Source organism: Xanthomonas albilineans (genome assembly GCF_009931595.1).
In the GTDB taxonomy this organism is placed as follows: domain Bacteria; phylum Pseudomonadota; class Gammaproteobacteria; order Xanthomonadales; family Xanthomonadaceae; genus Xanthomonas_A; species Xanthomonas_A albilineans.
The window spans coordinates 2,728,314-2,751,643 of record NZ_CP046570.1 but is presented as its reverse complement, the minus strand read 5'-3'; the positions used below and the strand labels follow the sequence as shown (position 1 = coordinate 2,751,643).

The window sequence follows — 23,330 nt, the reverse complement described above, 5'->3', positions numbered from 1 at the left end:
CGTCAGCCCCGCGTAGCGGCATGCTGGGGATGACGTGGCAATCCTACAGGCGCGCGATGCGCCGTACAGCCAAGCGCGTCAGGCCAGCCCGGCACGCTGGAGCCGCGTCACGCGCAACTGGAAGCTGGTTGCCGCGGTGGCGCTGAATCCTGAGAAGGAGGCAGTCGTCGCGGCAGTAAGCCAAACGCAACGCGTTGTATGAATCAGGCGACAACTATCTGGACATGTACCGTTATTTTTCCGGGAATCTCTGGAGCGCACACCAAAAATTTACGCAGTCCTGATTTTTCACATTACAATTTTCCCCGCAGCCATAAATAGATATAAATCACATTAGTTCCAATGAAATACAGCGCAAAGAATTTCATGGCCAACAACCAGTCTATTCCAAATAAATAAACAAATGAAGCGAAAAGTAAAAAAATTATAGCCGCTGTTCCCAACTCAAAGACAATGATGCGCCAGAATATAGATCTCATCAGGGTTCCTTATTGAGTTTCTTCTCTGTAACCGCTGCAGTAGTGTCTGTCAATTTTGTAGCTTGCGAAAAAAGAGACTGCACTGTGGTGGCAGCTCGGACTGGACCAGCCGCCATCGTTGCAGACGCGATATGATTACCTATACCTGCGGGCGATGTAGGGCTGGCGTTCGCCATCCGCGCTAAGGTACCGGAGGTGGTACGGGACGATGCGCCTGCTAAAGCACTAACTGCAGAACCTGCGAGACTGCCTAAGGCACTAGCGCCTGCGGCATTGGTCATGCGCTGAACCGTGGGTGTTTTGCCATCCGCAACGTCTCCTGCGACGTTGCTAGCCGCGCCTGCTGCGGCGCCTATTCCTGCTTGTCTAATAACAGCTTGAGTTACGGTGATAGAACCCCTGGCCGTCGCACCAGTCAACGCGGCACCTGTACCGCCGGTCACAGCACCCGCCACACCAGAGATGATCGCCGAAGGAACATTGATATCGCCGTGAGGATCCATGATTTTTTGGGCTACGACGTCAACTACAGCGCCTATAACAAAGCCTGCTATAATGGCCTCACCAACACACCCATCCCAGAAACAGCGGCCATTCGGATCAGTGTATTTGTAGGGGTTGTTGCCGGCGTACCAATAGCGGTTGAAGTTGCCGCCGGTTTTGACCTCAGCAGTAACTGGATCAACACTCAGGAATCGCCCGATACTCTGGTCATAATAGCGTTGCTGCATATAAGTCAGCCCAGTCGACGCATCCATGACATGCCCCGTGTAACCAGGACCATCCGTCACAGGGCGATTGAGCAGACTGCCATACGGCTCATACTCGCTACGCTCAACAACGTTGCGATCCTTGTCTGTCACCATTACGACAGACCCCAGCCCATCCGTGTGGATGTAGCGGACCGTCTGCGCCGAGGCGGCGAACACGACGAGCAATGAAACTGCGGCGACACCCATCAAGCGGATTGCCGAGCGAATTTCGTGAAATTTTGACATCACTCGTCCTTGCGAGTTTGAGCTTTAGATATGCGCTGCAGAAAGAACCTTTTTTGAAAACCCCAACTGGCACCGCATCCCCTATCGAAAATAACATGGCACGGTAAGTCAAACCATCAGCTCGGTGCGCCATGCATCTCATAACACTACTTCAGATACAACAAGCTAGATAAATCAATTGACCATATAGATGAACTGGCCCTTACACGATGTGTCATTATCATTCATGATGAAGGTGATTCTCTTTCCGCTGACGAAAGCCGACATTAGCATTGCATATATTGCTTTTGTGTTTTCTTGATCTTTCGCCCAATAGAGTGGCTTTCCTGCGGGGCAAGTATCGTTTCCTTCGCTTAAGTTAAAGGGAATTTGGGTGGGCATATAGGTCCCTTCGATTTGCGTCACCCTCCCAGTCAAATACTGCAATGCATTTGCAGGTGCAGCATGAAACAGCCACAAGAATGCTAATCCAAAAAACATAACAGAACGCATAAATAAATTCCCTCTTGATGAATTTGAATGATTGCCCTGCTAGGGCTGGTTTTGCACCAGAAAATATTCTCAACTATTCAGTAGCAATTGATACAATAACGGCACGATATCGATCGCTGATCCCTGAATGTAATTGACATTCGGCACCGTACTGCACGGTCCGTTCGCAGTACAGGCCGTCACGCGATACGAATAGCTACCCGAGGATCTGGCCAGCGAGGTCCAGTTCGTTTGATTGCCGTCGTAGATTGAGGTCCAAGTGACACCATCCACACTTTCTTCCACGAGATAGCGGGTTGCGCCGGCCACGGCGCCCCAACTCAGGTAATCCTTGACCAAGGAAGTTTGTCCGAGCGGCCAGTCGGCTTCCGCTACTAAGCTGCCACCAAGCAGGATGTAGTCCGTTGCCTTGGATTGGCGCTGGTTCTTCTGATAGCGCAGCGCGCCAGCCTGATCGTACAGCGATCCGATGTTGCCGGCGTTCTGGATCGCCAGAGTGCGGCGGCCGTTGCCGTCGTAGCGGTAGGTTTCCTTACCGGTCGCTTGGCGCAGGCGATTGCCATAATCGAACTCGAAGCCCTGACCGTTCTTGTTGTTGAGGTTGCCCTGCGGGTCGTAGCTCATGCCGATGACGGTGCTGCCGCCACAGCCACCGGTCTTGACGTTGGCGAGCTGCCAATTCACGTCATAGCAGTAATAGTGATCCCGGCCCGGCGCCACGACATGCGTCAGGTTGTCGAGCGCGTCATAGCTATAACTCGCTGTGCCGAACATCGGCGATACGGCCGAGGTCAGGCGGTCCAGACCATCGTAGGCCATGTTGCGGTTGCCGCGCTGGTTACGCCCGGTTGCGCCGTCGCTGATGCTGGCGACATTGCCACCGGCATCGTAGTCGTAGCCATCGTTGAGGAACGCGATGCCACCATAGGCATCCTGGCTGGTGTCCGGGAGTTGACGTGCGTTTTGCGTCAGCGTGTGGACGATGCCATTGCCATAGTTGAATTGCTTGATCGCCCCGTTGGGGTAGTAACTCACACCCGTGGCGTAACTGCCCGCTTGAGTAGGCTGGCCCAGTGCATTGGGGGCGTAGTCCACCGTCTGCCCGGATGGATAGCGGTGTGCTGCCAGATGGCCATTGGCGTCGTAGGCATAACCCATCGCCCAAGTCTCGCCATCAGCTTGGTCCTGGCTTTCCCCGATCAATAGGCGGCGTTTGTTGTAGGTATAGCTGTTGTAGGTGGGAATGCCGTTATTGATGGTGGTGATTTGTTTGACCAAGCCATCCGGCCAGTAGCTCCAGGTCTGGTTGCCGTTGCCATCCGGGAAATTCAGCGTTTTGATTCGGTTGCGCACGTCATAGCTGCGATCGACTCGGCGGCCGGATGCAAAGGCCGCATCCGCGTCACATGACGAAGTGCTCGGCAAAGACAGGCCAGCCGCGCTCCACACCAGATTGCCTGCAGCGTCGTAGCCTTTGGCGGTGGCGCCAGTCTCCGGTTCGACCGTCTTGCAAAGTTGCTGATAGGTGTCGTAGACGTAGCTGCGGGTCACTGATACCGTGCCGTCGGCATTGCGGCGACGGATGGACAGCGGTTTACCGAAGATGTCGCGGTTGATGTCAGTGTTGGCGCCTTCCGAGTGTTGAATCCAGACCGGCGCATCGTAGCCCGGTTGATCGAATACCTGATAGCCGGAAAGCGTTTGATTGCCGCGCGGGTCGGTGACGCGCATCTGATAGGCCGATAAATATTCAGTCTTGGTCGTCAACAGGCCCTGTTCGGAGTCATGAGAAACCGACGTCGGCCGGCCCAGTGCGTTGTACTGCGTCCAGGTTCCGGTCGACAATTGATCAGACGTGCCGGGATAAGAGGCGAACAGCGTATGTCCCTGATGATCGTAGATGAACCGGTCGAAACGCCGCGTGCCGTCGATATTCGCTGCGTCGTATTCCTGCGTCAGCACCGGCCGCCATAGGCCATCGAGGTAGGTGATTTTCGTCGCATTCCCGGTCGACACGGTATGCCGCCAGTGCCCGGCAGGAAGGCCGAACTCGGCCACGTTCACTTGTTCGAAGGTCAGCCCAGTCGTCGCCCAGTCGACGGTGTCGCCCCAGGGATAGGTGATACTGGTCAAACGCCCCATGGCATCGTAGGTATAGCTGGTCGTATATCCATTCTCGTCGGTCGCCGAGCTGATCAGGCCACGGTCATCAATGACCGCGCTGTCGCTACTGCCATCCGCATAGGTGATGCCTTGCGGCAAACCGCGCTTCCAACCACTGAGGCTGGTGGCATTGCCGTTACCGTCATTCACTCTCGACACCGTACCGTCAGCGTTGTAGGCAACCGACTGGATGGTCTTGCCGAACCGGGAGAAGCGCGTCGGCAGTGCAGTCGCCGCATCATAGGTGCTGGCGTACATTTCCTGAGCATCACCAGGCGCTGTTTTGGTCACGGAGGCAATCTGGCCAATCACCCACAGGTTAACGTTGTCGTAGTACGCCGTGGCCTCACTACGGGTATTGAACGCACTGGAGCGTGTCACGCTGGTCGGGCGCGCGAATACATCGTAGCTGTTGACCGCCATCTGAAAAGTTCCACCATCTTGGGTGATGGTGGTGCGCTTCAGCGGCCTTAGACCCGCGATGGATTGATCGTCGCTATTTGCTCCATGACCAGAGCCGACGAAACTTGGAAACGGCTGATTGGCAACTTCCTCATTCCCAATGTACTCATTCTCACTTTTGCTCAGGATATTCGCTGTGTCCCCGGACGAGCTGGTCGTGATCGAACCGGTTTCGACACCGAGATCCCATCCTTCGTTCACATTGTACAAGACGCCAAAGGTATAGCGCTTGAAGTCATTATCCGGACCGCGCACCTCGGTTTGCACATATTTATGGCATTGAAAGGTCGGACGTTGACAATCTTGCTGGAACGGACCCCCTTGGGAGCCGATGTCGTAAGTGTACGACCATTGCATCGTCGGCAGGCCAGGGCCGCTGATCGACTTGCTGAGCAGGGTGAAGGTATCCGAAAAGTTGGGGGTAGTCAGATATTCATAACTTACTAACTGGGTTTTTGGAACCAGGCCCGCGTTACAAATTTTATAAATGTTACTGCGAAAATGACGCCTCACGGAAAAAATATATGTTGCCGTAGCATTGCTTGGCAAAGTCACGGCGTATGTGAAGCCGCCCGCTGACTCTGCAGGAGGTTCGCATTGTGGAGGATTCTCATAAAATAATTCCGACTCTAAAGGGGTAATATCCATTAGGCCTGTTTGGACATAACGCGACTGCGCATTATCCGGCTGATTCACCACCAGCGACTGGTCCCCATATGCGTAAGTCCAGGTTCCAATACTGGACCTGACCGAGGTGATATTGTCTCCTGACGTGCCGGTCACGAGGATGTAGCGACCATCGCTGGCATCGATACGTGACAATTGGTCGCCATTGTAGGTATACGTGACCCAATTGCCAAAGCGATCCTCGACACGAGTGGCTAGGAAAAAAACAGCCAAACGAGGCATGGACAAGCTGCCGTTTAAGTTGCCAACTTGCTTAGAAAGTCCCGAATGGATCTTGCTGACCACCCAGTCGAAGTAGTACTTATCCCCTTCGGGTGACAGTGCAACGAAACCTTCGCCTGGATAGCCGTTCTTGGTATTGGCCAGGCAAGAGAACCGCCAGAAACCTTTGGTAATCCAAGGATAGCGGGTGCCGTCGCCTGGGGCCGGCAACTGGCTGGCGGGATCCATCAGCATTTGTTGTTCATTGGAACCCGGAATATGCAGCCAATTTCCTGAAGCGTAATCCACTGCGGTCAACTGATTGTAATTCGGTGGCTGTGCCGGCTGGCTGCAGCGGCTGTTCGGACTCGATCCGTAGACCTGCCAGCCATCCGGGCTGAATATCCCTTTGAGATACGGCACATCGAGCGAGCCGCCGACACCGAAGCCGCCGAGTTTGCCGCTACGCCCAACGCCCTGATCTTCCACCACTATCGAGCGCTGCAGGCGAACAGGGAGCTTGCTGTTACCGGCGATGTCGATATCGGTCCAATTGAACACCACCCCGCCGTCCTTCAGATTGACTTGCTCTCCGAAGGAATCGACGCTCAGGCGTGCGGTCTCCTGCGATTGCTTGATGCGTTCGATGTACTTCTGGTCGAACCGCAGCTCATCCGCGTAAGCCGTCGCCACAAACCCTAGGGTCAGTAATGCCACGCATGCACGCAACTGGGAAAACGCCTGGAACCTATCCATAGTGAAGTCTCAAAAGAGCAGTCGGTAATCAATGCGAAGACTGCAGCAGCAGGCGTTGCACTCACTGCAGAGGCATGGTTAATTTTAGCTGAACTTTGATGGGAAGCCCCTGGAGCTGTCAAGAAAATTTTACGGTTGCAGCAAGCGCTTTGTTCAAACGGGTCCTTGTACCGCTCCTTCTTACGCCAAATTAAGCGATCGACGATTCTCCATCGTGCTTGATTGAACTTCGGCGTCGAAGCCATGACTTAACAGATATTTCAAGGTCAATCAAGTTGAGTAATGGTCCAGCAGCCTGCCCATATGGCGCGTTTGGCGATGCAGATGAGCGTCGATCGCGGCGCCAGGGCTGGTAAGTGGCCTCAGTGCATCAAAACAGTAACGCTTGTCGGGTACAAACCGGGCCAATGTGCCTGGTGTCGGTCAGCAGGCTCTAGCAATCCTTGACGAATTTGATCAGGTCGGGAGTGTGCGCGATCAGGGGCTGGCGACGATCAGGTCGAACTTCCCCTCGCCGCGCAGGTTCGACAGATCAATCGTGACGAAGTCAACCGCCTCCAATGCTGCTGTTGTTGGATGCGTGATCGCTCACATCTTGCGAGTTGCGATCCCGCGTCTGTGGGACAATGCCAGACCCGACGCCACGCGCCCGCTGCCGACAGAGCCCTCATGACGACGCCTACCCGCCGCCAACTCGCCAATGCGATTCGCTTCCTTGCCGCCGATGCGGTGGAGGCCGCCAAGTCCGGTCATCCTGGCATGCCGATGGGCATGGCCGATATCGCCGAAGTGTTGTGGAACGACTTCCTGCGCCACAATCCGAACAATCCGCAGTGGTTCAACCGCGATCGGTTCGTGCTCTCCAACGGTCATGGCTCGATGTTGCAGTACGCGTTGCTGCATCTGTCCGGCTACGACCTGCCAATCGAAGAACTCAAGCGCTTCCGTCAGTTGCACAGCAAGACCGCCGGCCACCCCGAGCGCTGCGAAACCCCTGGCGTGGAGACCACCACCGGTCCGCTCGGCCAGGGCTTTGCCAACGCGGTCGGTTTCGCGCTGGCCGAGAAGCTGCTCGCGCAGCGCTACAACCGGCCCGAGCATCAAATCGTCGATCACCGCACCTGGGTGTTCATGGGTGACGGCTGCCTGATGGAAGGCATCTCGCACGAAGCGGCGTCGCTGGCCGGCACCTGGGGCCTGGGCAAGTTGGTGGCGTTCTGGGACAACAACCAGATCTCCATCGACGGCAACACCGCCGGCTGGTTCAGCGACGATACCCCGGCGCGCTTCGAGGCCTATGGCTGGCAAGTGGTGCGCGACGTGGACGGCCACGATGCGGAGGCGATCAAGGCCGCGATCGAGAGCGCGATGGCCGAGTGCGACAAGCCGACCCTGATCTGTTGCCGCACTACCATCGGCTTCGGTGCGCCGAACAAGGCCGGCAAGGAGTCCTCGCATGGCGCGCCGCTGGGCAAGGACGAACTGGAGGGCGCGCGCAAAGCGCTGAACTGGCCCTATGGCCCGTTCGAAATTCCGCCGGAAATTTACGCCGGTTGGCGCGCCGGTGGCGCAGGCACGCTGCGCCAGGCCGAGTGGGAGCAGGCGTTCGACAAGTATGCCAAACAATATCCTGCCGAAGCGGCGGAACTGATCCGGCGCTCGCACGGCGAATTGCCGGAGGACTTCATCGCCCAGGCCGATGCCTACATCGCCAAGCAGGCGGCCGAGGGCCAGAGCATCGCCTCGCGCAAGGCATCGCAGATGGCGATCGAGGCATTCGCGCCGCTGCTGCCGGAATTGGTGGGCGGCTCCGCCGACCTGGCGCACTCCAATCTCACCTTGTGGAAGACCAGTAAATCGGTCGCCAGCGACGATCCGAATGCCAACTACGTGTACTACGGTGTGCGCGAGTTCGGTATGACCGCGATCGCCAACGGCTTGGCGCTGCATGGCGGCTTCATTCCGTTCGATGCTACCTTCCTGGTCTTCAGCGATTACGCGCGCAACGGTGTGCGCATGAGCGCGTTGATCCCGGCGCATGCGATCCACGTGTACACCCACGATTCGATTGGTTTGGGCGAAGACGGCCCAACCCATCAGCCGGTCGAACATCTGGCTGCGCTGCGCTATATCCCCAACAACGATGTGTGGCGTCCCTGCGACACAGTCGAATCGGCGGTAAGCTGGAAGGCTGCGATCACCCGCAAGGACGGCCCGAGCTGCTTGGTGTTCAGTCGGCAGAATCTGCCGCACCAGCCGCGCAGCGACGCGCAGATCCAGCAGATCGAGCGCGGTGGTTACGTGCTGGCTGATGCCGCAGGTGGCGCGCCCGAGGTGATTCTGATCGCCACCGGCTCGGAAGTCGGTTTGGCGATTGAGGCCAAGCAGGCGCTCGACGCCGCGGGCTTGAAGACCCGTGTGGTGTCGATGCCATGCACCGATGTGTTCGATCGCCAGGACGCTGCCTACCGCGAGTCGGTGCTGCCCAACGCGGTGCGCAAGCGCGTGGCGGTGGAGGCCGGTGTCACCGGCTTCTGGCGTGCCTATGTGGGATTGGACGGCGCGGTGGTTGGCATCGACAGCTTCGGCGCCTCGGCGCCGGCGGATGTGCTGTACAAACACTTCCAGATCACCGTCGAGCACGTGGTCGCGGCGGCGCGCGCGCTGTAGGGCGAACGCGTCGCGTGCGGGCAACAGCGGGCCGATACAGGCTGGCCCGCTGTGTGTGTGCCGCGTTAGTTCGTTACGCGGCTATTTGCAGCGTTGCTGTTTAGATTGGCTAACAAAATTCGTGAGTCGCTGTCGCGTGGGCGCGGACAGCGCAGAGCCCAATACGCGGATTTTGAAAAAACGCTTCGAATGGATTCCCCGATACCTTGTGACTCCCTTTCAGCGTTCCTAGGTCTGGGAGAGCGCTCAGCCGCGCTTGCTCGATTTGCCGCGTACGGGCTTCGCTGTGGGTGTGCTGTTGGGGGCGGGTGCCTTGGCGAGCACACCGTCGTCGTGCAGTTGCTGCAGCCAGGACAGCGTATCGACGTAGGATAGGAAGTGTTGCAGATAACCGGGCGAGAGCGTGCGCATCAGCGTCAGTGCACGGTGTACCAGGACCCCGGAATTCAGTGGTCCAGCGTCGGTTGGCGCCTGCCGCAGCGATTGCCGCAATTGGCTGCGGCTGCGCAATTCGGTCCACAGCTGGCGCGCGTCTTCGAGTGCTTGGAGTTGCGGCGTTGGGATCGGGGTGAGCGGAGAGGCAATGGCATCGGTGCGCAGCATGTCTGCGGCGAGCATGCTGCGTTGTGCAAGCAGTGCGCCGAGCGGGCCAGGTTGCGGTGTACGCGCGTTTGTCTGTGTGGTGGAGGCCGCAATGGCATCGGACTCGGCGGCAGACGCCGCCATCGCTCGGATCTGCGGCGGCACCTTGGCCGGTTCGTCGGCATCGGTATCGAGCAGCGCGACCAGCTTCTGTTCCAGTAGGTGTCGCGCCTGGCCTTGGTGATACCCGATCCGTCGCGCCAGTGCGTCGATGAAGCGCGAGTGCAGGGTGTCCTGACGCTCGCGTTGTTGCGCGTGCCAGGCAGCCAGACGCGTGGCGAGGTCGGTGGGATCAGGGTGCATGCGCTGGTGCAGCGGTTTTGTTAGGACGCGGTAGCGGCGCCATCTCCACGCGCCGGTTGCTGGCGCGTCCGGCGTCGTCCGCGTTCGACGCCACCGGCTGTTGCGCGCCGAATGCGGCGGCGAAGATTGCGTCGGCCGGCACACCGGCATCGATCAGGGCGCGGGTCACGGTCAGTGCGCGCTCGGCGGACAGTTCCCAGTTGTCGACGAACTGGCGGTTACCTACGCGCACCTGCCGGTCGTCGGTAAAGCCGCTGACCATCAGGATCTCGTTGCGCGCTTTCAGGTAGCCGGCCAGCGGTGTGGCCAGGCTGTCGAGCAGGTCGCGGCCTTGCGGTTGCAACTGGTCGGAGTTCAGCGCGAACAGCACGTTGCCGCGGATGCCGATGCGGCCATCGATCAGGGTCACCCGGCCTGTCGCCAGCGGTACGGCCAGTGCCAGCTCCAGTGTCTTGCGCTGTTGCGCTTCGCGTTGCTGCTGGCGCATCTGCGCGTCCAGTTTGCTCGACAGTTGCAATTGCACGCCAATCACGCCGATCAGGATCAGCACGAATGCGCCGAACAGCACCGACATCAGGTCGCCGAACACGGCCCAGATCGGCGTGCCGGCATCGGTTTCGATGTCCAGCTCGTCGCTCATGCCACGTTGGCCTGGTCAGGTGCGTGAGGTGCGGCGAGTTGGCGTAGTTCCTCGGTGATCTGTCGCTGCGAAAGCATGCTCAGGTCGATGACCTCGCGCGCTTGCGCCACGTAGTAAGCCAGTTGTTCGTCGCTGCGTGCCAGGGATTTGTCCAGTGCTTGTTCGATGCCATGTAGCCGCTCCAGCAAGGCGTTGTTCGATGCGTCGAAGGCGTGCACGGCGCCGGCGAATGCCTCGCCGAGGCTGGCTACCTCGGTGGCGCTGGCGGCGACCTGCGCCGCCGCGTTGCCGAGCTTGTCGGATTCCGCCTCGATGCGATCGCTGAAACGGCTGCCGACGCGTTCGAGCAAGTCCGCCGAGGTGGCGACCAGCGCATCCACCGCGCTGCGTTGCTCGGTGGAGGCGTGATTGACCGCGTCGAGCAAGGTGTGCAGCGTGGTCAGTAAGCGGTTGCGTTCGTCCAGCATGGCGGTGTCGCGGACCATGCTGTCGGACAGCGCCTGGCGCAGTTCGGCGAGGACATCGGCGGCGGCCTTCGGCGCTTCCGATGCGATTTGCACCAATCGTGCGATTTCGGCGATCGTCTCGCGCGCCTGCGCCTGACTGTGTGCGGAGATTGTCGCGGCGGTGGTTTGCAAGGTGTCGCAAATGTCTTGCTGACGCTGTGCGATGCGCTCGCCATTGTGTTCCCAGTGTTCGCCGAGTGTGGTGCTCATGCGGGCGAAGCTGTCGGTCCACGCGCTCAGACGCGCCTGATCGCGTGCTTCCAGCGCGTCCTGCAATTCGGTGTGTGCGTGCCGCAGTGTCTCCGCCAGTGCGACCGTGCGTTGCTCCAGGTTCGACGCGGCCGCGTCCAGCGCCTTCGCGTTATCTGCTGCGAGACTGTCGTTGAGTACTTGCTGTCGCGCTAGCGCATCGCCCCAAGCTTGCCGGGCATCGTCGCTGGCGGCTTGCAGGCGGGCCGAGACGGTCTCGACCAGCGTGGTGGCGCGTTGTTCGAGTCCGTCGCCAGCGCGTTGCAGGGCGCTGGCCATTTCCTGCAGCAATGCGCTGTTGGTGCGGTGTTGTTCGGCCAGCGCGCTGTCCCAGCGCTGCGCGGCATGTGCGGCGGTGTCCGCGAAGCCGCTCGTCAGTGCGTCCAGTTGCCGTTGCACCGCCTGTCCGACGCTGGCCTGCAGCGTCGCGCTCTCGTGTGCCACACCTTCCAGCGTGCGTTGCACCACCGGCTGCAGCGCCTCACCCAGCGCACGCGCGTGCGCGTCCACGCCGGTCTGCAGCGCATGTTCGACTGCGCCGGCCAGACGCGTGTAGGCAACCTCGGTCCTGCGGTGAAAGGCGTCCTGGTGGGCGGCGAGGCGTTCGCCGCTGGCCGCGCTATGGTGTTCGAGTGCGCTCATCATCGTGTGCAGCCGCTCGACCAGGGTCGGCATCAGTGCGGCTTGGGTTTGCAGCAGTTGCAAGGCTTCGTTGCGTTGATGCGCTTGCGAATGCGCGCGCAGCGCGGTGGCGCCGAGCAGGTCCAGTCGCTGCACCGCGTGTAGCCGTTCGCGTCGGCATAGTGCGGCAAGCAGACCGAGCATCGCCGAACTGGCCACGCCGGCGATCGAGGTGCCGAAGGCGAATCCCAATCCTTTGAGTGGCGCCGCCAACGCGGCGCGGATGGCGTCCAGGTCGTTCGCGCTGTCCAGCGCCAAGCCGGTGCCGCGCAGCGTGGCCATCATGCCGAGGAAGGTGCCGAGCATGCCCAGCAGGACCAGCAAGCCAACCAGATATGCCGTCAGAGCGGGGACCGGCAGGCCCGCGCGCGCGCCTTCGATACGCAGGCGCACTGCGTTGCGCAGGCTCGGGTCCAGCCGTTGCAGCCAGCCGTCCAGATCGGTGCGCGCGGTGTCGGCATCGTCCAGTGCCTGCACCAGAGTCGCGCTGGCCTGGCGGTAGCGGTACAACTCCGCCACCCCAGCCAGGTAGCACACGCCGATCAGCGCGGCGAAGCCGGCGCCGAGCGGATTGGAGTCGAGATAACCGAAGCCGATCCAACAGACGACGGCGAGGCCGGCGAGGAAGACGGCGATATGGAAAAGAGTCTTGTGCATGAAAGTCCGGTCAGCGGCTGCGAAGCGCGGAGAGCAGCGCCTCGATGGGATGGAAGCGAACGTCCAGTTCGGCGCGCAGGATGTCGTGCAGGTCCTGGCGGAAGCGCTCCAGCCATGCCTCGTCGGGCGTTGCCGGGAGTGTGTGCGTGGTGGCGTTGTCGTTGGGCGGTGACGCGGCGGCGCGCAGGCGCTGGAAATGCTGTTCCAGCAGGTTCGGCACGTTCGCCAACAGGGTTTGCTCGCGCGGACTCAGGGTCTGTTCCATGGCCGCATCCACGTCGGCCAGCCGTGCCATGTCGGCCGAGACCTGAGCGAGCGCGTCGCGCAGCAGGCCGCGCAGTCGCCCGCTGGCGCTGAGGATCGCGCCTTGCAGCGACAGGTAGCGTTGCCGGAAGGGGGCGTAGTCGATCGCGGCAACGGTCGTGTCGGTCTGGTGGGTACGCTTGGGCCTGCCGGTTTCCTTAGCGAGTTCGGTGGCAATGGCCGCTTCCAGTGTCGCGCGCGCGTTGCGGCATTGCGCTTGGAGCGCGGCGACGTCAGGCGGGTTGGACGCGGTGGCAGGGGCGGGCAATGTCCCGTCCAATGCCCTGGACACGGCGACTGCGCGGTTCCAGTCGATCCATTGGCCGAGCCGCTCGGCCAGCGCGGGGCTGGACGCGGGTAGCTGCGCGTCGCCGAAACGCGCGAGTTGGCGAATGAAGGCCGGGCCTGGGACAGGCGACCGTGGAGAGTGTTTCTGCATGCGAGCGATCAAAACGCGTCATTTTACACGTCAATGAAAGGCTCGCTTGGAGGTGTTGTCGCACTCTGTCAAAAATGGGCTGGGCAGACCCTCACCGTTCATGTCGGCGGGCTGCGGATGCAGCGGCGGTACGGCCCACCAAATTGACTTGCCGAAACATCTCGGAAGTGACCTGATTGCCAGTGTCGTGTTGGTACGAAACCACGCTGTAGGAAAATTCCTACCCAGCAGCAGCCAGTTCTCTGATGTCCATCGCTTGCCGCTTACGCGATGCTACGCATGCCGGACGCGGGTGCCATGATGGCAGCTCATCTCGCGTGGCGCCTGAGCAGCGCCAAGCCGGCACCGCGCTATTGCGATCACGCACTGGGTAGTAGGCTGTTTCTTTCCCTTCCCACAGGTGAAACCATGGTTGTGCGATCTCCTGTTGCCACGCCGTCCCATGCCGCGCCCACGCTTGTCCTGACCGCCGTGCCGGCCACGCACCTGGGCGACCGATCTGGACTGACCGCATGAAAGTACGATCCGTCCTGATGGCATCCCCCCTTCTCCAAGGCCGAGGTCTCGCGCGATGAGCCAGGACACCGACGATCAAGACGATCAAAGCGACAATCCCTATCGCCCGCGCAAACTCAAGGTGCGCGATCCGCTGCACGATCTGCAACTCCTGCGCGATATGGCGATCATCAATGCGCGGGTGCGCGCCGAACTGGGGCCGCTGCCACCTGGCGGATTGCCGGTGGAACCCAAGCGTAAACCCGCGCCGTGGCCATTCCAATCGACAGCCGCATCCGCGCCCCATTCCCCCGAGGACGACCCGATGAAACTGCAACACCTTGCCGCCACCGCCATCATGCCGCTGGCCCTGACCGCTGCGGGCTGCTCCAAAGGCATCGATGTCGGCAATGACGGCGCCACCGGTCACCTCAATCCGCATCCGGTCAAACGCTACGAAGTGATTGCCACCTCGCATGCGCCGGGGCCGTGGGATACGATTGAGGCATACATCGGGTATGACGTCATCAATGAGAAATGCGTGCCGCTGATCCCTTTCATTGGCCAGCGACACATGCCCAATACCGGACTCGATGTTCCCATGACACAGGTGGACGATCACACGTGGAAGGGATATTTTTATCGGGACGCCTTGCTGGACGAGGACTACTTCAAGCTTGGCGTGTGCCACTGGGATGCAACCGGTGCTGGCATTTCGGCGATTGGCAAGGGGGTTACGTTCAATTGGGGTCGCACGTTGAATTCGCTTCTGCATGCTGACCAGAAGAAGCAGACCTTCTATTTCAAGAAGAGCGCATATGGGGATCAGCATCTCGTTGAGTATGGTGCTGAAACTCTCACTGGAGAAGACGATGAGGTTGTTCAGCATCCAGATGCTCACTTCCAAGTCACGATTACTGTCAGGGAAGCCAAGCCATGAACCCTGCCGATCAAAAGCGCGCCGATGCGGCCAATGACTCGTATTTCAACCGTTCGCAGAGTGAAGTCGGTAAACCCAAGCCTATACATCTAGGAGGTGCAGACTATACCGTCTTCGGCTACGCGAACGATCCTATAACCGGTTTCCATGCAACCGCGTATCGAAGCGTGGAAGTACCACACAACATCATCATCGCCTACCGTGGCACCGACCCTGGTCTATTTACCGGCGAGACCAAAGCGGAAAAAGCGAGCCATGCGCTCACCACCCTCCAGGACATCGCCGTCGATGCCACGATGGTGCGCGACGCCGTCAATCCGCAAAAAGCCGCCGCCGATGCGTTCACGGCGCAGATGCTCGCCAAGGCCGCCGCACGAGGTATACCCAAAGATCACGTGACCGTAGCCGGCCACTCCCTCGGCGGCGCACTGGCGCAGATCGAGGCGGCCAAATACGGTTTGGCCGGCGCGACCTTCAACGCTTACGGCGCGGTGAGCTTGAATCACCACGTGCCCGAAGGCGGCTCGGCGGTGACGAATTACGTCCTGGCAGGTGATCCGGTGAGTGGGGCCAGTCGGCATTACGGTACGGTGGTGACCCTGGCGACTCCAGAGAATGTGCAAGCGCTCAAAGACGCGCACTACCTCGACGCCAGCCACGGCGCATCCTCACCCAATCCGTTGCGTGCGATGCGCCTGGGCGATCACAGCGGCACACACTTCACTGGCCCGCAGAGCGTGCTGTCCCCGGAGAGGCTGACGCAGCTCCAAGCCAACTACGCGCACAACAAGGCCGCTTTCGATCATTTCCGCCAGGACGTCCATCAGGACCGCGAGCTACTGAACATGGCGCTGAATCCTGTCGCGACTACCGCCATGACGGCGAAGGCGGAAGCACTGGCGGTGCAGATGCGTGCCGAACATGCCTACGAGGCCGGTCGTCAAACCGTGGAGCGCGGCATCCATGCGGTCGAACACACCGCCGGGCAAGCCTACGACACGCTGACGCATCCGGGACAGTGGTTCCAGCAGAGCGTACCAGCCGCGTCCATCCCTCCCACATCGACGAACCCGGATACGTCTTCCTCCTCTTCATCATCATCCGCTGCCGCGTCCATGCCGCCGCCGGCCATGGACAGGCACACGGGCCTGCAGGACGACCACGCCTTCCAGCAGCGCCAGGAACACATAAGGCAGGCGCAGCAGCAGGCGGCGCACCTGGCGCAAGTCCACCGGCAGACACAGCCGCCGCCTTCTCACAGCGCACCTGTCCATGAAAAGCCGGCCGGCGTGGACATGCAGGAACAGGCGCGGATCGCGCAACTCCAGCAGCATGAACAGCAAGCACAGGCAGCGCGCGAACAGCAACAGCGCCTCGCGCAGCACCACGCGCAGTTGCACCGCCAAGCCATGGAGGCGCAGCAACACGAACACGAACAGCGCCACAGCCAAGACCCCCGGTTGCATCAACACGAACAGCGCCAAGCGGGCGAGACGATGTTGTACACCCCGCCGACACGCCCACCGCGTTCGGATGAGCATCTCCAAGACTTCCGTCACCCGGACCACCCGCTCCACGCACGCTATACCCTGTTCAAGGACGCCCTCGCGCAGTCCCACGCCGTACCCAGGAATGGCGACAAATTACCCTACGGCCCAGAGCAGCAGGAACGACTGGCTGCCGCGTTCACCAATACCCTGGGCATCGATAAGAATTTCGAACACAGCATCAAAGGCTTCAAGCAACACGAAGGCCAATTGCTGGCATACGAAAATCCCTTCTCGGTGTACGAGAAAAGCAAGGTGCTGCGGATCGATCCGCAGCAGGCGTTAGCGCAATCGCCCGAACAGCATGCCGCCACCTGGCGGGCACGGGAAGCGACCCATGCACCGGCGCCGCCAAGCCGTGCCATCGCCCCTGTGGCGATCACCGCCGAGGATATGCGCCATCCGGCGCATCCGAGTCATGCGCTGTTCGAACAGGCGCGCGATGCCATTGCCGATGCGCATGAACGCTGGGGTCGTCCCGTGCCGGATGCGGAGCAGTTGGACCGCCATGCGGCACAAGTCGTCGTGGAGACGCGCAAGTTTGGCCATACCGAAGTTGACAAAATCTACCTGGACATGCCGCAAGGCCATACGACTCAGACGCCGAATTACCTGGCGAAATCCCACGGACAGCTATGGGCGCGAGTCGATGCGCCGCAACTGACGCAAGCGCCGGACGTGACCCAGGCTAGCCAGCAATTGCAGAGTGTGGAGCAGCAGCGGCTCGCCGAGCAGGCGATGCAGGCCCAGCGCGCGGCGCAGATGCAAGGGCAGGGCATGGTCATGAAGCTGTAGGCGGCAACCGTAGGCTATACAGGCAACACCGCATGGACGAGCATGCGCCAAGCCGCATTCCTCACACCCGATTTCCACCGATTCCCCAAGGACGACTCCCTCGATGAATTCGCGTACCAAAGGCATTACCGCCGTCATCGCGTTGCTACCCGTTGCCATCGCTGGGCTGTATCTGTCTGGCTTTTTGGTGCTGACTCTGCTCGGAGAACACGCACAGGTCCAACTACTGACCTATTGGCGCTATTGGCAGGTGGTCGATCAGCCTGCGTGGCATCCGTATGCGCCGAAAATCAAGCTGGCGGGTATCTGCGGCTTCGGTTTGCCCGTGATGCTCTACCTCATCATGGTGTATGCCATGTTGCGGACGAAGGCGCAGGAGTTGTATGGCAATGCGCGCTGGGCGCGCAGAGACGATCTGTCCCGGCACGATGTGCTGAAGGACGATCCGCGTGGATTGATTGCCTGCCGCTTCGGTCGCCGCTTCATCCGCATCCAGTCCAAGCACTTGTTGCTGGCGGCCAGTACCCGTGGCGGCAAGGGCGTGAGCGTGGTCATTCCGAATTTGTTGGCATGGCTGGAGTCGGCGGTGATCCTGGACGTCAAGCGCGAGGCATGGGAAAAAACCGCCGGCCAGCGCGCCAAATACGGCCAGGTGTATATGTTCGATCCGTTCAGTGATGACGGCAGCACGGATCGTTGGAATCCACTGGGCTACGTGCGCCTGGACCCGAACCATCGTAACGGCGACATCGTCGCCATCGCCTCCACGCTGTACAAGGAGATGAGCGGCGAGAATCCGTTCTGGCCGGCAATGGGCCGCAAGACCTTTGTGGCTGCCTGCGAATGCCTGTTTGACGATTATGCTTCCAAGAAGGGGACTGCATTTGAAACGGGCTTGCCCACACTTGGGGGCGTCTATCGGCTGCTCGCCGGCGCACACCTCAAACCCGGTCAGTCGATGCAGCACTACCTGGGCGAGCTACTCAGGCAGCCCACGCTCGGCACGCATGCGCGAACCGGCCTGAACAACCTGGTCGGCCTGGCGCCGGAGACGTTCACCTCCGCCATCGAAACGGCGCTGGCGCCGTTGAACATTTTCAGCAACCCGATTGTGGACGCGGCGACCAGCGCAAACGATTTCGACTTGAGCAAGTTGCGCAAGACCGTCCAGTCCATCTACGTCGGCGTCAGCCCGGCCAAGCTGATCGAAGCCAAAGGGGTGTTGAATCTGTTCTTCGAACAGGCGATCAAACTCAATGGCCGCGAACTGCCCGAGCACAACCCAGAACTGAAATACCAGTGCATGTTCATGCTCGACGAGTTCACCGCGTTGGGCCGGGTGGAGATCGTGCCGGTGGCCGTCGGCTGGGTGGCTGGCTATGGCATCCGTATCGTGATCGTGATCCAGTCGATTGCGCAGCTGGAGTCGGTCTATGGCGCCGACACAGCGCGCGGCTTGATCACCAATCTCGGCGTGCGGATCGTGTTCACTCCCCGAGAGCAACGCGATGCCGAGGAATATTCGAAGATGCTGGGCGAGACCACCGTGCGCCGTCGGCAGCGCACGCAGTCATACGGCCCAGGCAACAGCCACAGCTATACCGAGGTGCTGGATCGGCGTCCGCTGATGAATCCGGATGAGGTGAAGGGACTGGCGCCGGACAAGGCCATCGTGTTCATCGAGGGGATTGGCTATCCGATCCTGGCGAACAAGATTTTTTACTACAAGGACAGCTACTTCAAGAAGCTGTTGCTGAAAGCACCGCAGGTGCCTCGGCTAGCGCTGGGCGGAGCGTAATCACGTGAGATTTTTCGGTCGAGGGCCTGCTGACCTCAAACAGCGGCTGGATGTCCTGGAAAAGGCGCTACTCGATCACAAGAAGAGCATCCACTTCCTGGAAGGTCAGCGCATCCGCACTGTGCGGCAGTTCGCGGCGATGCAGTCGCTGGTGGAGTCGCTGATACGCACACATCCGCGACCGGACATGATGCTGCGTTGGTGGAATCATGAAGTCCCGAAGCTGATCGATGAGGTTAGCGAGGTGCCGGAGGATATCCACGTCGAACACCAATTGGAGGCGCTTGCTTGGCAGGGGATGGTGAAGCGCTACACCTACCTGATCGAGGCGGCGGCAGACTTCTATGCGCAATGCCATGAAGGTGAAGACTGAAACGGCGATCTATCGCCTGTAGAGTTCGAACGGCGCTACGCGCAACGAGGGCAATGAGTGTCTACGGAACCCTGAGCGTATCAAAGTCAATTTGTTACTATTGCCAAGAATGGAACGGCATGGGTCGGGTTTGGAGCCATAGTCGGGTGAGCTTAGAGCCTAAGACATGGCGCATCGGTAGATGCGCCGTGCACTCCTGAACTATCGTCGTACCCGTCCTCCAAGAATCAGCATAAGGACTTAGGCATGACCGAGGTGCCCACCGATAAGTTTTCAGCCGCCGAGCAGGGTCTGGGCTATATCTACCAAGCACGTCTCGCGCTGCTGCAACTGCTTCAATTGCCTGAAGACACTGCTATCTTCCTAGAAAAGGAGGACGACCTCGACTTTGTCGACGGCGACGGCGGCAAGTCCTTGGCCTCACTTAAACACAAGGCAATGGGTGAGAGGTTGACCGACCTATCGACGGATTTTTGGAAGTCCGTCAACATCTGGCTGGCACGGTACAAACGGTATGGTCGCGCTGCATCTAATCTGCGGTTCTTTCTGTTCACCACCGGCATGGTATCGACTGGCTCGTTCCTTGCCCGTCTTCTCCCCGATCAGCCCCCCGCCTCCGGCGATACGACAACGCTGACCGAATTGGCCGATGCCGCGCTTGCCAGATCAGCATCAAGACTCATCGCGCCGATCGCCAAAGAGTTCAACGAACTGAGTGATCCCGAGAAGCAGGATTTTCTCGAACGCATCCTGATCCTTGATCGCAGCCCACGCATCGGTGACATTCCGGTGCTCATAAGGGACAAGCACATGCGAAGTATCCGGCGCGAGTACCGTGAGTTCGTCTTCGAGCGGTTGGAAGGTTGGTGGACCGATGCGGTGATCAAGCAGCTGACTGGCGCTAAATTGGAAGCGATCTTCGGCTACGAAGTCTCGGACAATCTCTCGAACTTCGCCGAGGAATACAAGGCGGACAACCTGCCTATCACCTTTCGTGGAAAGGAGCCCGCCGACGAGATAGACACTGATGCCGATCCTCGCCTGTTCGTGGCGCAACTGCGCGAGATAGGCATTTCCTCCAATCGGATCAGGAGCGCGATTCTGGATTACTACCGAGCGTTCGAACAAAGATCGGCTTGGGCGCGGGAAAACCTGCTTGTGTTGGGGGAAGTCGAGGAGTACGAAGATCGCCTCACCGATGAGTGGGGTCGCTACAAGGATCTCGCTTTCGAGAAGCTGAAGGACGACAGCGCGGAAGAAGCACTGCGCGAAGCCGGTGCGACTCTATACAACTGGGCGGAATTTGAGACTGGGAAGATCGAATCCCTACGCATTCGCGCACGGGTGACGGAGCCCTATGTCCTTCGCGGCAGCTTCCACATCCTGGCGGATGCCACGCCCGAACCCAAGGTCTATTGGCATCCCAGATTCCTCGACCGCCTTGGCGAGGTGCTGGGGGTGGCTTCGTGAAGCGATGGGATCAGCGACCCTTTGAAATTCGGAACCTGTTCAATCCTGCATTCTGCGGCTTGATCTTGTTCCGCGCCCTGCATGGCTACGAGGAAAAAAACGCTCGTGGTATGCCATTCTCGCTGTCTCTTCTTGTGCTGCCTCTGTGCCTGCATAAGGATTCACGCGAAGTGATCGCCAGCAGTCCACGCAGTTACTTGCTTAAGATTGCGGAGAAGAACCAGCAAATCATGGTGGGCTTCACCCACCGGACCACGCAGATGCTGCCGTATGCCTTCGAGGGGTTCGGTCTGCTGATGGAACGGGGTTGCATTGCCGTCGCAGACGACGGCCGCATCCAGACCGTACCCAAGAAGGTCCGCAAGACCATCGATGGAACCACCGAAACTGTCGCTTGCCAGAAAGTGGCACGCATCGTCGGAAAGGAATTTGCACGCATCGCCGACCGTGCGACGGTTTATACGACTTTTGGGATTCGTCCATGAAGATCAAATCCATTCACATCTACAGCCATGACGGCCAGCGCCGTGACCTCCAATTCAAGGTGGATGGGCTCAACGTCATCACCGGTCGTTCCTCCACCGGTAAATCTGCGCTCTCCGAGATCATCGAATATTGCATGGGACGTTCCTCGTTCAACGTCCCCGAAGGCATTATCCGCGAAAAAGTTGCCTGGTTCGCCGTGATCTATCAATTCGAAAAAGAACAGGTGCTGGTTGCCAAGCCGACCCCGCCCGCCGGCGCAGCCAGTTACAGCATGGCAATGCTGCGAAGGGGTGCCCAAATGCAGGTACCCGAGTTCGGGGATCTGGTGTTCAACACCGACGACGAAAACATTGTGGAACTGCTGTCACGCCTTCTTGGAATTCCCGAGAACCGCACCGAAGTCCCGCTTGAAAATAGCCGCAATAGTTACGGTGCGACTGTCAAGCACACGTTCTACTACCTGTTCCAGAAACAGGGGTTGGTTGCCAACAAAGATCAACTTTTCTATCGGCAAAACGAGCAGTTCCAGCCACAGGCGATCCGCGACACGTTTCCAATTCTGCTAGGCTTTTCCTCCCATGATCGCTATGAGCTTCAATCCAAGCTGCGCCAGGCGCAACGCGATCTGAAGATCAGCAGCAAAAAGTTGGAGCATGTGCGCGATGCGGTTGGCACGTCGCATGAACAGGCGATCGGCCTCTACTCCGAGGCGAAGACGGTCGGGGTCATCGGCAACACGGACGAGACACCCAACGCTGACGGAATCGTCGACGCATTGAGGTCGGCGCTGTCTTGGAAGCCAGAAACGGTGCCAGACGACGACAGCCGGGTTTCGCTTTTGGAGGATGAATTGGCCCAACTGCGTCAGGATCGCCGTGATACTCAGACTCGGATTGACGCGGCACGACAGTTCGCCAAGAGGGCAGGCGGCTACGAAAACGAGGCCGCCGAACAGATAGACCGGCTGGCCTCAATCAAGGCAATGCCGAAGAACCCCGACAGCGGCGAATGGCAATGGCCGTTCAGCGAACGAAACCTAGCGCTGGAGTCTCCGGTCGCTGTCGTTCTTCTCAACGAATTGCAGTCGCTCGATAAAGAGTTGCGCATCGCCACCGGCCAGCGCCCCAAGCTCGAGGCCTACTTGGCCGAGCTGACCGGCAAGGCAAATGGGATCTTGGGCGACATCAAGCAGAAGGAAGTGGAACTGTCCGCAGCGATCTCGGCCAACGAAGTCATCGCCCAAATGGGAACCCGCAACAACGCGGCCGCACGTGTGGTCGGCCGCATCAGCCTGTTCTTGGAAACGCTCCTCCCGAATGAGGATTTCGCCAAACTGGAAGCAGAGAACCGCCGCCTCAGCAACAAAGTCAAGCAGCTTGAGGAGCAGGTCGGCGCCGATGACAGCAACGAACGCCTAGCCTCGATCCTCAACAACATTTCCGCACAAGTGTCACGATACACACAGAAGTTCAACGCCGAATTCGGCCCTTACCCTGCGCGCCTCAATCTGCCGCAGTTGACGATCATCTTCGATCGACCCGGCCGTCCAGTGCCGATGGGTCGCACCGGCGGCGGCGAGAACCATCTCGCCTACCATCTGTCAGCACTGCTCGCCCTCCATCTGTTCGCGGCGCAGAACAACCGTCCGATTCCACGCTTCCTGCTGATCGACCAACCAACCCAGGTTTACTTCCCCTCTGAGCAGGTCTACAGGGACGCCGATGGATCGGTGCAGAAGACGGAAGCCGACGCCGACCTCGATGCGGTGCGTCGGCTGTTCGAGTTGTTGCTGAAGTTCACGCGGGAAGATGTCCCAGGTTTCCAATTGATCGTCACTGAGCATGCGAATCTGCGCGAGCAGTGGTTTCAAAACGCGTTGGTCGAGGAACCTTGGACCAAGCCGCCTGCGCTGGTCCCGGAGGATTGGCCGACAGAAACGGCGAACTGATCCATTGTCAACAACAACCTCAAAAAACTGACCCCCCGGTGGGTCAGATCAAAAGTGCTGGTGACAGGCTTATCAGTTCATCGAGATGCATCGCAATGAGTTCAGCATTCAAATGATGTGTCGGCTACTCGGCGTTGCTCGTGCTGGCTA

At 59.6% G+C, this 23,330-nt stretch carries 16 protein-coding genes; 9 read left to right on the top strand and 7 right to left on the bottom strand.

Going from position 1 to position 23,330, the window contains the following annotated elements:
- Positions 1-34 precede the first annotated feature (34 nt).
- Entirely contained in the window at positions 35-202 is a 168-nt protein-coding gene (locus XaFJ1_RS11390) for a hypothetical protein (protein WP_012916818.1), read from the top strand.
- A gap of 276 nt (positions 203-478) precedes the next feature.
- Here XaFJ1_RS11390 and XaFJ1_RS11385 read toward each other — a convergent pair whose 3' ends face one another.
- The 3 genes from XaFJ1_RS11385 to XaFJ1_RS16225 all read right to left on the bottom strand — a co-directional run bounded on the left by XaFJ1_RS11385 (position 479) and on the right by XaFJ1_RS16225 (position 6,199).
- Complete coding sequence (locus XaFJ1_RS11385) at positions 479-1,477, bottom strand: RHS repeat-associated core domain-containing protein (RefSeq protein WP_012916817.1); 999 nt, start codon at positions 1,475-1,477, stop codon at positions 479-481.
- A gap of 174 nt (positions 1,478-1,651) precedes the next feature.
- Positions 1,652-1,969: a hypothetical protein gene (locus tag XaFJ1_RS11380; RefSeq protein ID WP_045756965.1), complete on the bottom strand. Its 318-nt coding sequence runs from the start codon at positions 1,967-1,969 to the stop codon at positions 1,652-1,654.
- 69 nt (positions 1,970-2,038) lie between these two features.
- Positions 2,039-6,199 carry an RHS repeat domain-containing protein gene (locus XaFJ1_RS16225; protein WP_238988309.1) on the bottom strand — a complete coding sequence of 1,387 codons (4,161 nt, stop codon included), beginning with the start codon at positions 6,197-6,199 and terminating at the stop codon, positions 2,039-2,041.
- A 708-nt stretch (positions 6,200-6,907) separates the two neighbouring features.
- Here XaFJ1_RS16225 and tkt point away from each other — a divergent pair.
- Positions 6,908-8,908, top strand: a complete 2,001-nt coding sequence (gene tkt, locus XaFJ1_RS11370; RefSeq protein WP_012916815.1) for a transketolase — start codon at positions 6,908-6,910, stop codon at positions 8,906-8,908.
- A 246-nt stretch (positions 8,909-9,154) separates the two neighbouring features.
- On the opposite strand, the gene XaFJ1_RS11365 is transcribed toward tkt, so the two are convergent.
- The 4 genes from XaFJ1_RS11365 to XaFJ1_RS11350 are packed head-to-tail and all read right to left on the bottom strand — an operon-like array spanning position 9,155 to position 13,328.
- Positions 9,155-9,853, bottom strand: a complete 699-nt coding sequence (locus XaFJ1_RS11365) for a DUF2894 domain-containing protein (RefSeq protein ID WP_012916814.1) — start codon at positions 9,851-9,853, stop codon at positions 9,155-9,157.
- The gene (locus tag XaFJ1_RS11360; protein WP_012916813.1) at positions 9,843-10,493 is read right to left on the bottom strand and encodes an OmpA family protein; all 651 of its coding nucleotides are present in this window, start codon (positions 10,491-10,493) and stop codon (positions 9,843-9,845) included. Before XaFJ1_RS11360 ends, XaFJ1_RS11365 begins: the two co-directional genes overlap by 11 nt.
- Positions 10,490-12,586, bottom strand: coding sequence for a DUF802 domain-containing protein (locus XaFJ1_RS11355; protein WP_012916812.1), 2,097 nt, complete (start codon positions 12,584-12,586; stop codon positions 10,490-10,492). Before XaFJ1_RS11355 ends, XaFJ1_RS11360 begins: the two co-directional genes overlap by 4 nt.
- 10 nt (positions 12,587-12,596) lie before the next feature.
- On the bottom strand, positions 12,597-13,328 hold the full coding sequence (locus XaFJ1_RS11350) for a DUF3348 domain-containing protein (protein ID WP_012916811.1): 732 nt from the start codon (positions 13,326-13,328) through the stop codon (positions 12,597-12,599).
- 571 nt (positions 13,329-13,899) lie between these two features.
- On the opposite strand from XaFJ1_RS11350, the gene XaFJ1_RS15930 reads away from it, so the two are divergent.
- From XaFJ1_RS15930 to XaFJ1_RS11315, 7 genes are all read left to right on the top strand, one after another.
- Positions 13,900-14,763, top strand: coding sequence for a hypothetical protein (locus XaFJ1_RS15930; RefSeq protein WP_012916810.1), 864 nt, complete (start codon positions 13,900-13,902; stop codon positions 14,761-14,763).
- Positions 14,760-17,105: a Tle-like phospholipase domain-containing protein gene (locus tag XaFJ1_RS11340; protein WP_012916809.1), complete on the top strand. Its 2,346-nt coding sequence runs from the start codon at positions 14,760-14,762 to the stop codon at positions 17,103-17,105. The genes XaFJ1_RS15930 and XaFJ1_RS11340 overlap by 4 nt, the downstream gene beginning before the upstream one ends.
- A 103-nt stretch (positions 17,106-17,208) precedes the next feature.
- Positions 17,209-18,903, top strand: a complete 1,695-nt coding sequence (locus tag XaFJ1_RS11335; RefSeq protein WP_012916808.1) for a type IV secretory system conjugative DNA transfer family protein — start codon at positions 17,209-17,211, stop codon at positions 18,901-18,903.
- 4 nt (positions 18,904-18,907) lie between these two features.
- The gene (locus tag XaFJ1_RS11330) at positions 18,908-19,276 is read left to right on the top strand and encodes a hypothetical protein (protein ID WP_012916807.1); all 369 of its coding nucleotides are present in this window, start codon (positions 18,908-18,910) and stop codon (positions 19,274-19,276) included.
- Between the two features lie 246 nt (positions 19,277-19,522).
- Entirely contained in the window at positions 19,523-20,746 is a 1,224-nt protein-coding gene (locus tag XaFJ1_RS11325) for an ABC-three component system protein (RefSeq protein WP_012916806.1), read from the top strand.
- The gene (locus XaFJ1_RS11320) at positions 20,743-21,231 is read left to right on the top strand and encodes a three component ABC system middle component (RefSeq protein WP_045756962.1); all 489 of its coding nucleotides are present in this window, start codon (positions 20,743-20,745) and stop codon (positions 21,229-21,231) included. Before XaFJ1_RS11325 ends, XaFJ1_RS11320 begins: the two co-directional genes overlap by 4 nt.
- Positions 21,228-23,180, top strand: coding sequence for a DUF3732 domain-containing protein (locus tag XaFJ1_RS11315; RefSeq protein ID WP_012916804.1), 1,953 nt, complete (start codon positions 21,228-21,230; stop codon positions 23,178-23,180). The genes XaFJ1_RS11320 and XaFJ1_RS11315 overlap by 4 nt, the downstream gene beginning before the upstream one ends.
- Positions 23,181-23,330: the final 150 nt, after the last annotated feature.

What these genes read in the sequence shown, in the direction of transcription:
- XaFJ1_RS15930 (WP_012916810.1), top strand. Translation starts at nt 13,900, where the DNA reads ATGAGCCAGGACACCGACGATCAAGACGATCAAAGCGACAATCCCTAT.
- tkt (WP_012916815.1), top strand. Translation starts at nt 6,908, where the DNA reads ATGACGACGCCTACCCGCCGCCAACTCGCCAATGCGATTCGCTTCCTT.
- XaFJ1_RS11365 (WP_012916814.1), bottom strand. Translation starts at nt 9,853, where the DNA reads ATGCACCCTGATCCCACCGACCTCGCCACGCGTCTGGCTGCCTGGCAC.
- XaFJ1_RS11350 (WP_012916811.1), bottom strand. Translation starts at nt 13,328, where the DNA reads ATGCAGAAACACTCTCCACGGTCGCCTGTCCCAGGCCCGGCCTTCATT.
- XaFJ1_RS11380 (WP_045756965.1), bottom strand. Translation starts at nt 1,969, where the DNA reads ATGCGTTCTGTTATGTTTTTTGGATTAGCATTCTTGTGGCTGTTTCAT.
- XaFJ1_RS11340 (WP_012916809.1), top strand. Translation starts at nt 14,760, where the DNA reads ATGAACCCTGCCGATCAAAAGCGCGCCGATGCGGCCAATGACTCGTAT.
- XaFJ1_RS11325 (WP_012916806.1), top strand. Translation starts at nt 19,523, where the DNA reads ATGACCGAGGTGCCCACCGATAAGTTTTCAGCCGCCGAGCAGGGTCTG.
- XaFJ1_RS11360 (WP_012916813.1), bottom strand. Translation starts at nt 10,493, where the DNA reads ATGAGCGACGAGCTGGACATCGAAACCGATGCCGGCACGCCGATCTGG.
- XaFJ1_RS11355 (WP_012916812.1), bottom strand. Translation starts at nt 12,586, where the DNA reads ATGCACAAGACTCTTTTCCATATCGCCGTCTTCCTCGCCGGCCTCGCC.
- XaFJ1_RS11385 (WP_012916817.1), bottom strand. Translation starts at nt 1,477, where the DNA reads ATGTCAAAATTTCACGAAATTCGCTCGGCAATCCGCTTGATGGGTGTC.
- XaFJ1_RS11315 (WP_012916804.1), top strand. Translation starts at nt 21,228, where the DNA reads ATGAAGATCAAATCCATTCACATCTACAGCCATGACGGCCAGCGCCGT.
- XaFJ1_RS11335 (WP_012916808.1), top strand. Translation starts at nt 17,209, where the DNA reads ATGAATTCGCGTACCAAAGGCATTACCGCCGTCATCGCGTTGCTACCC.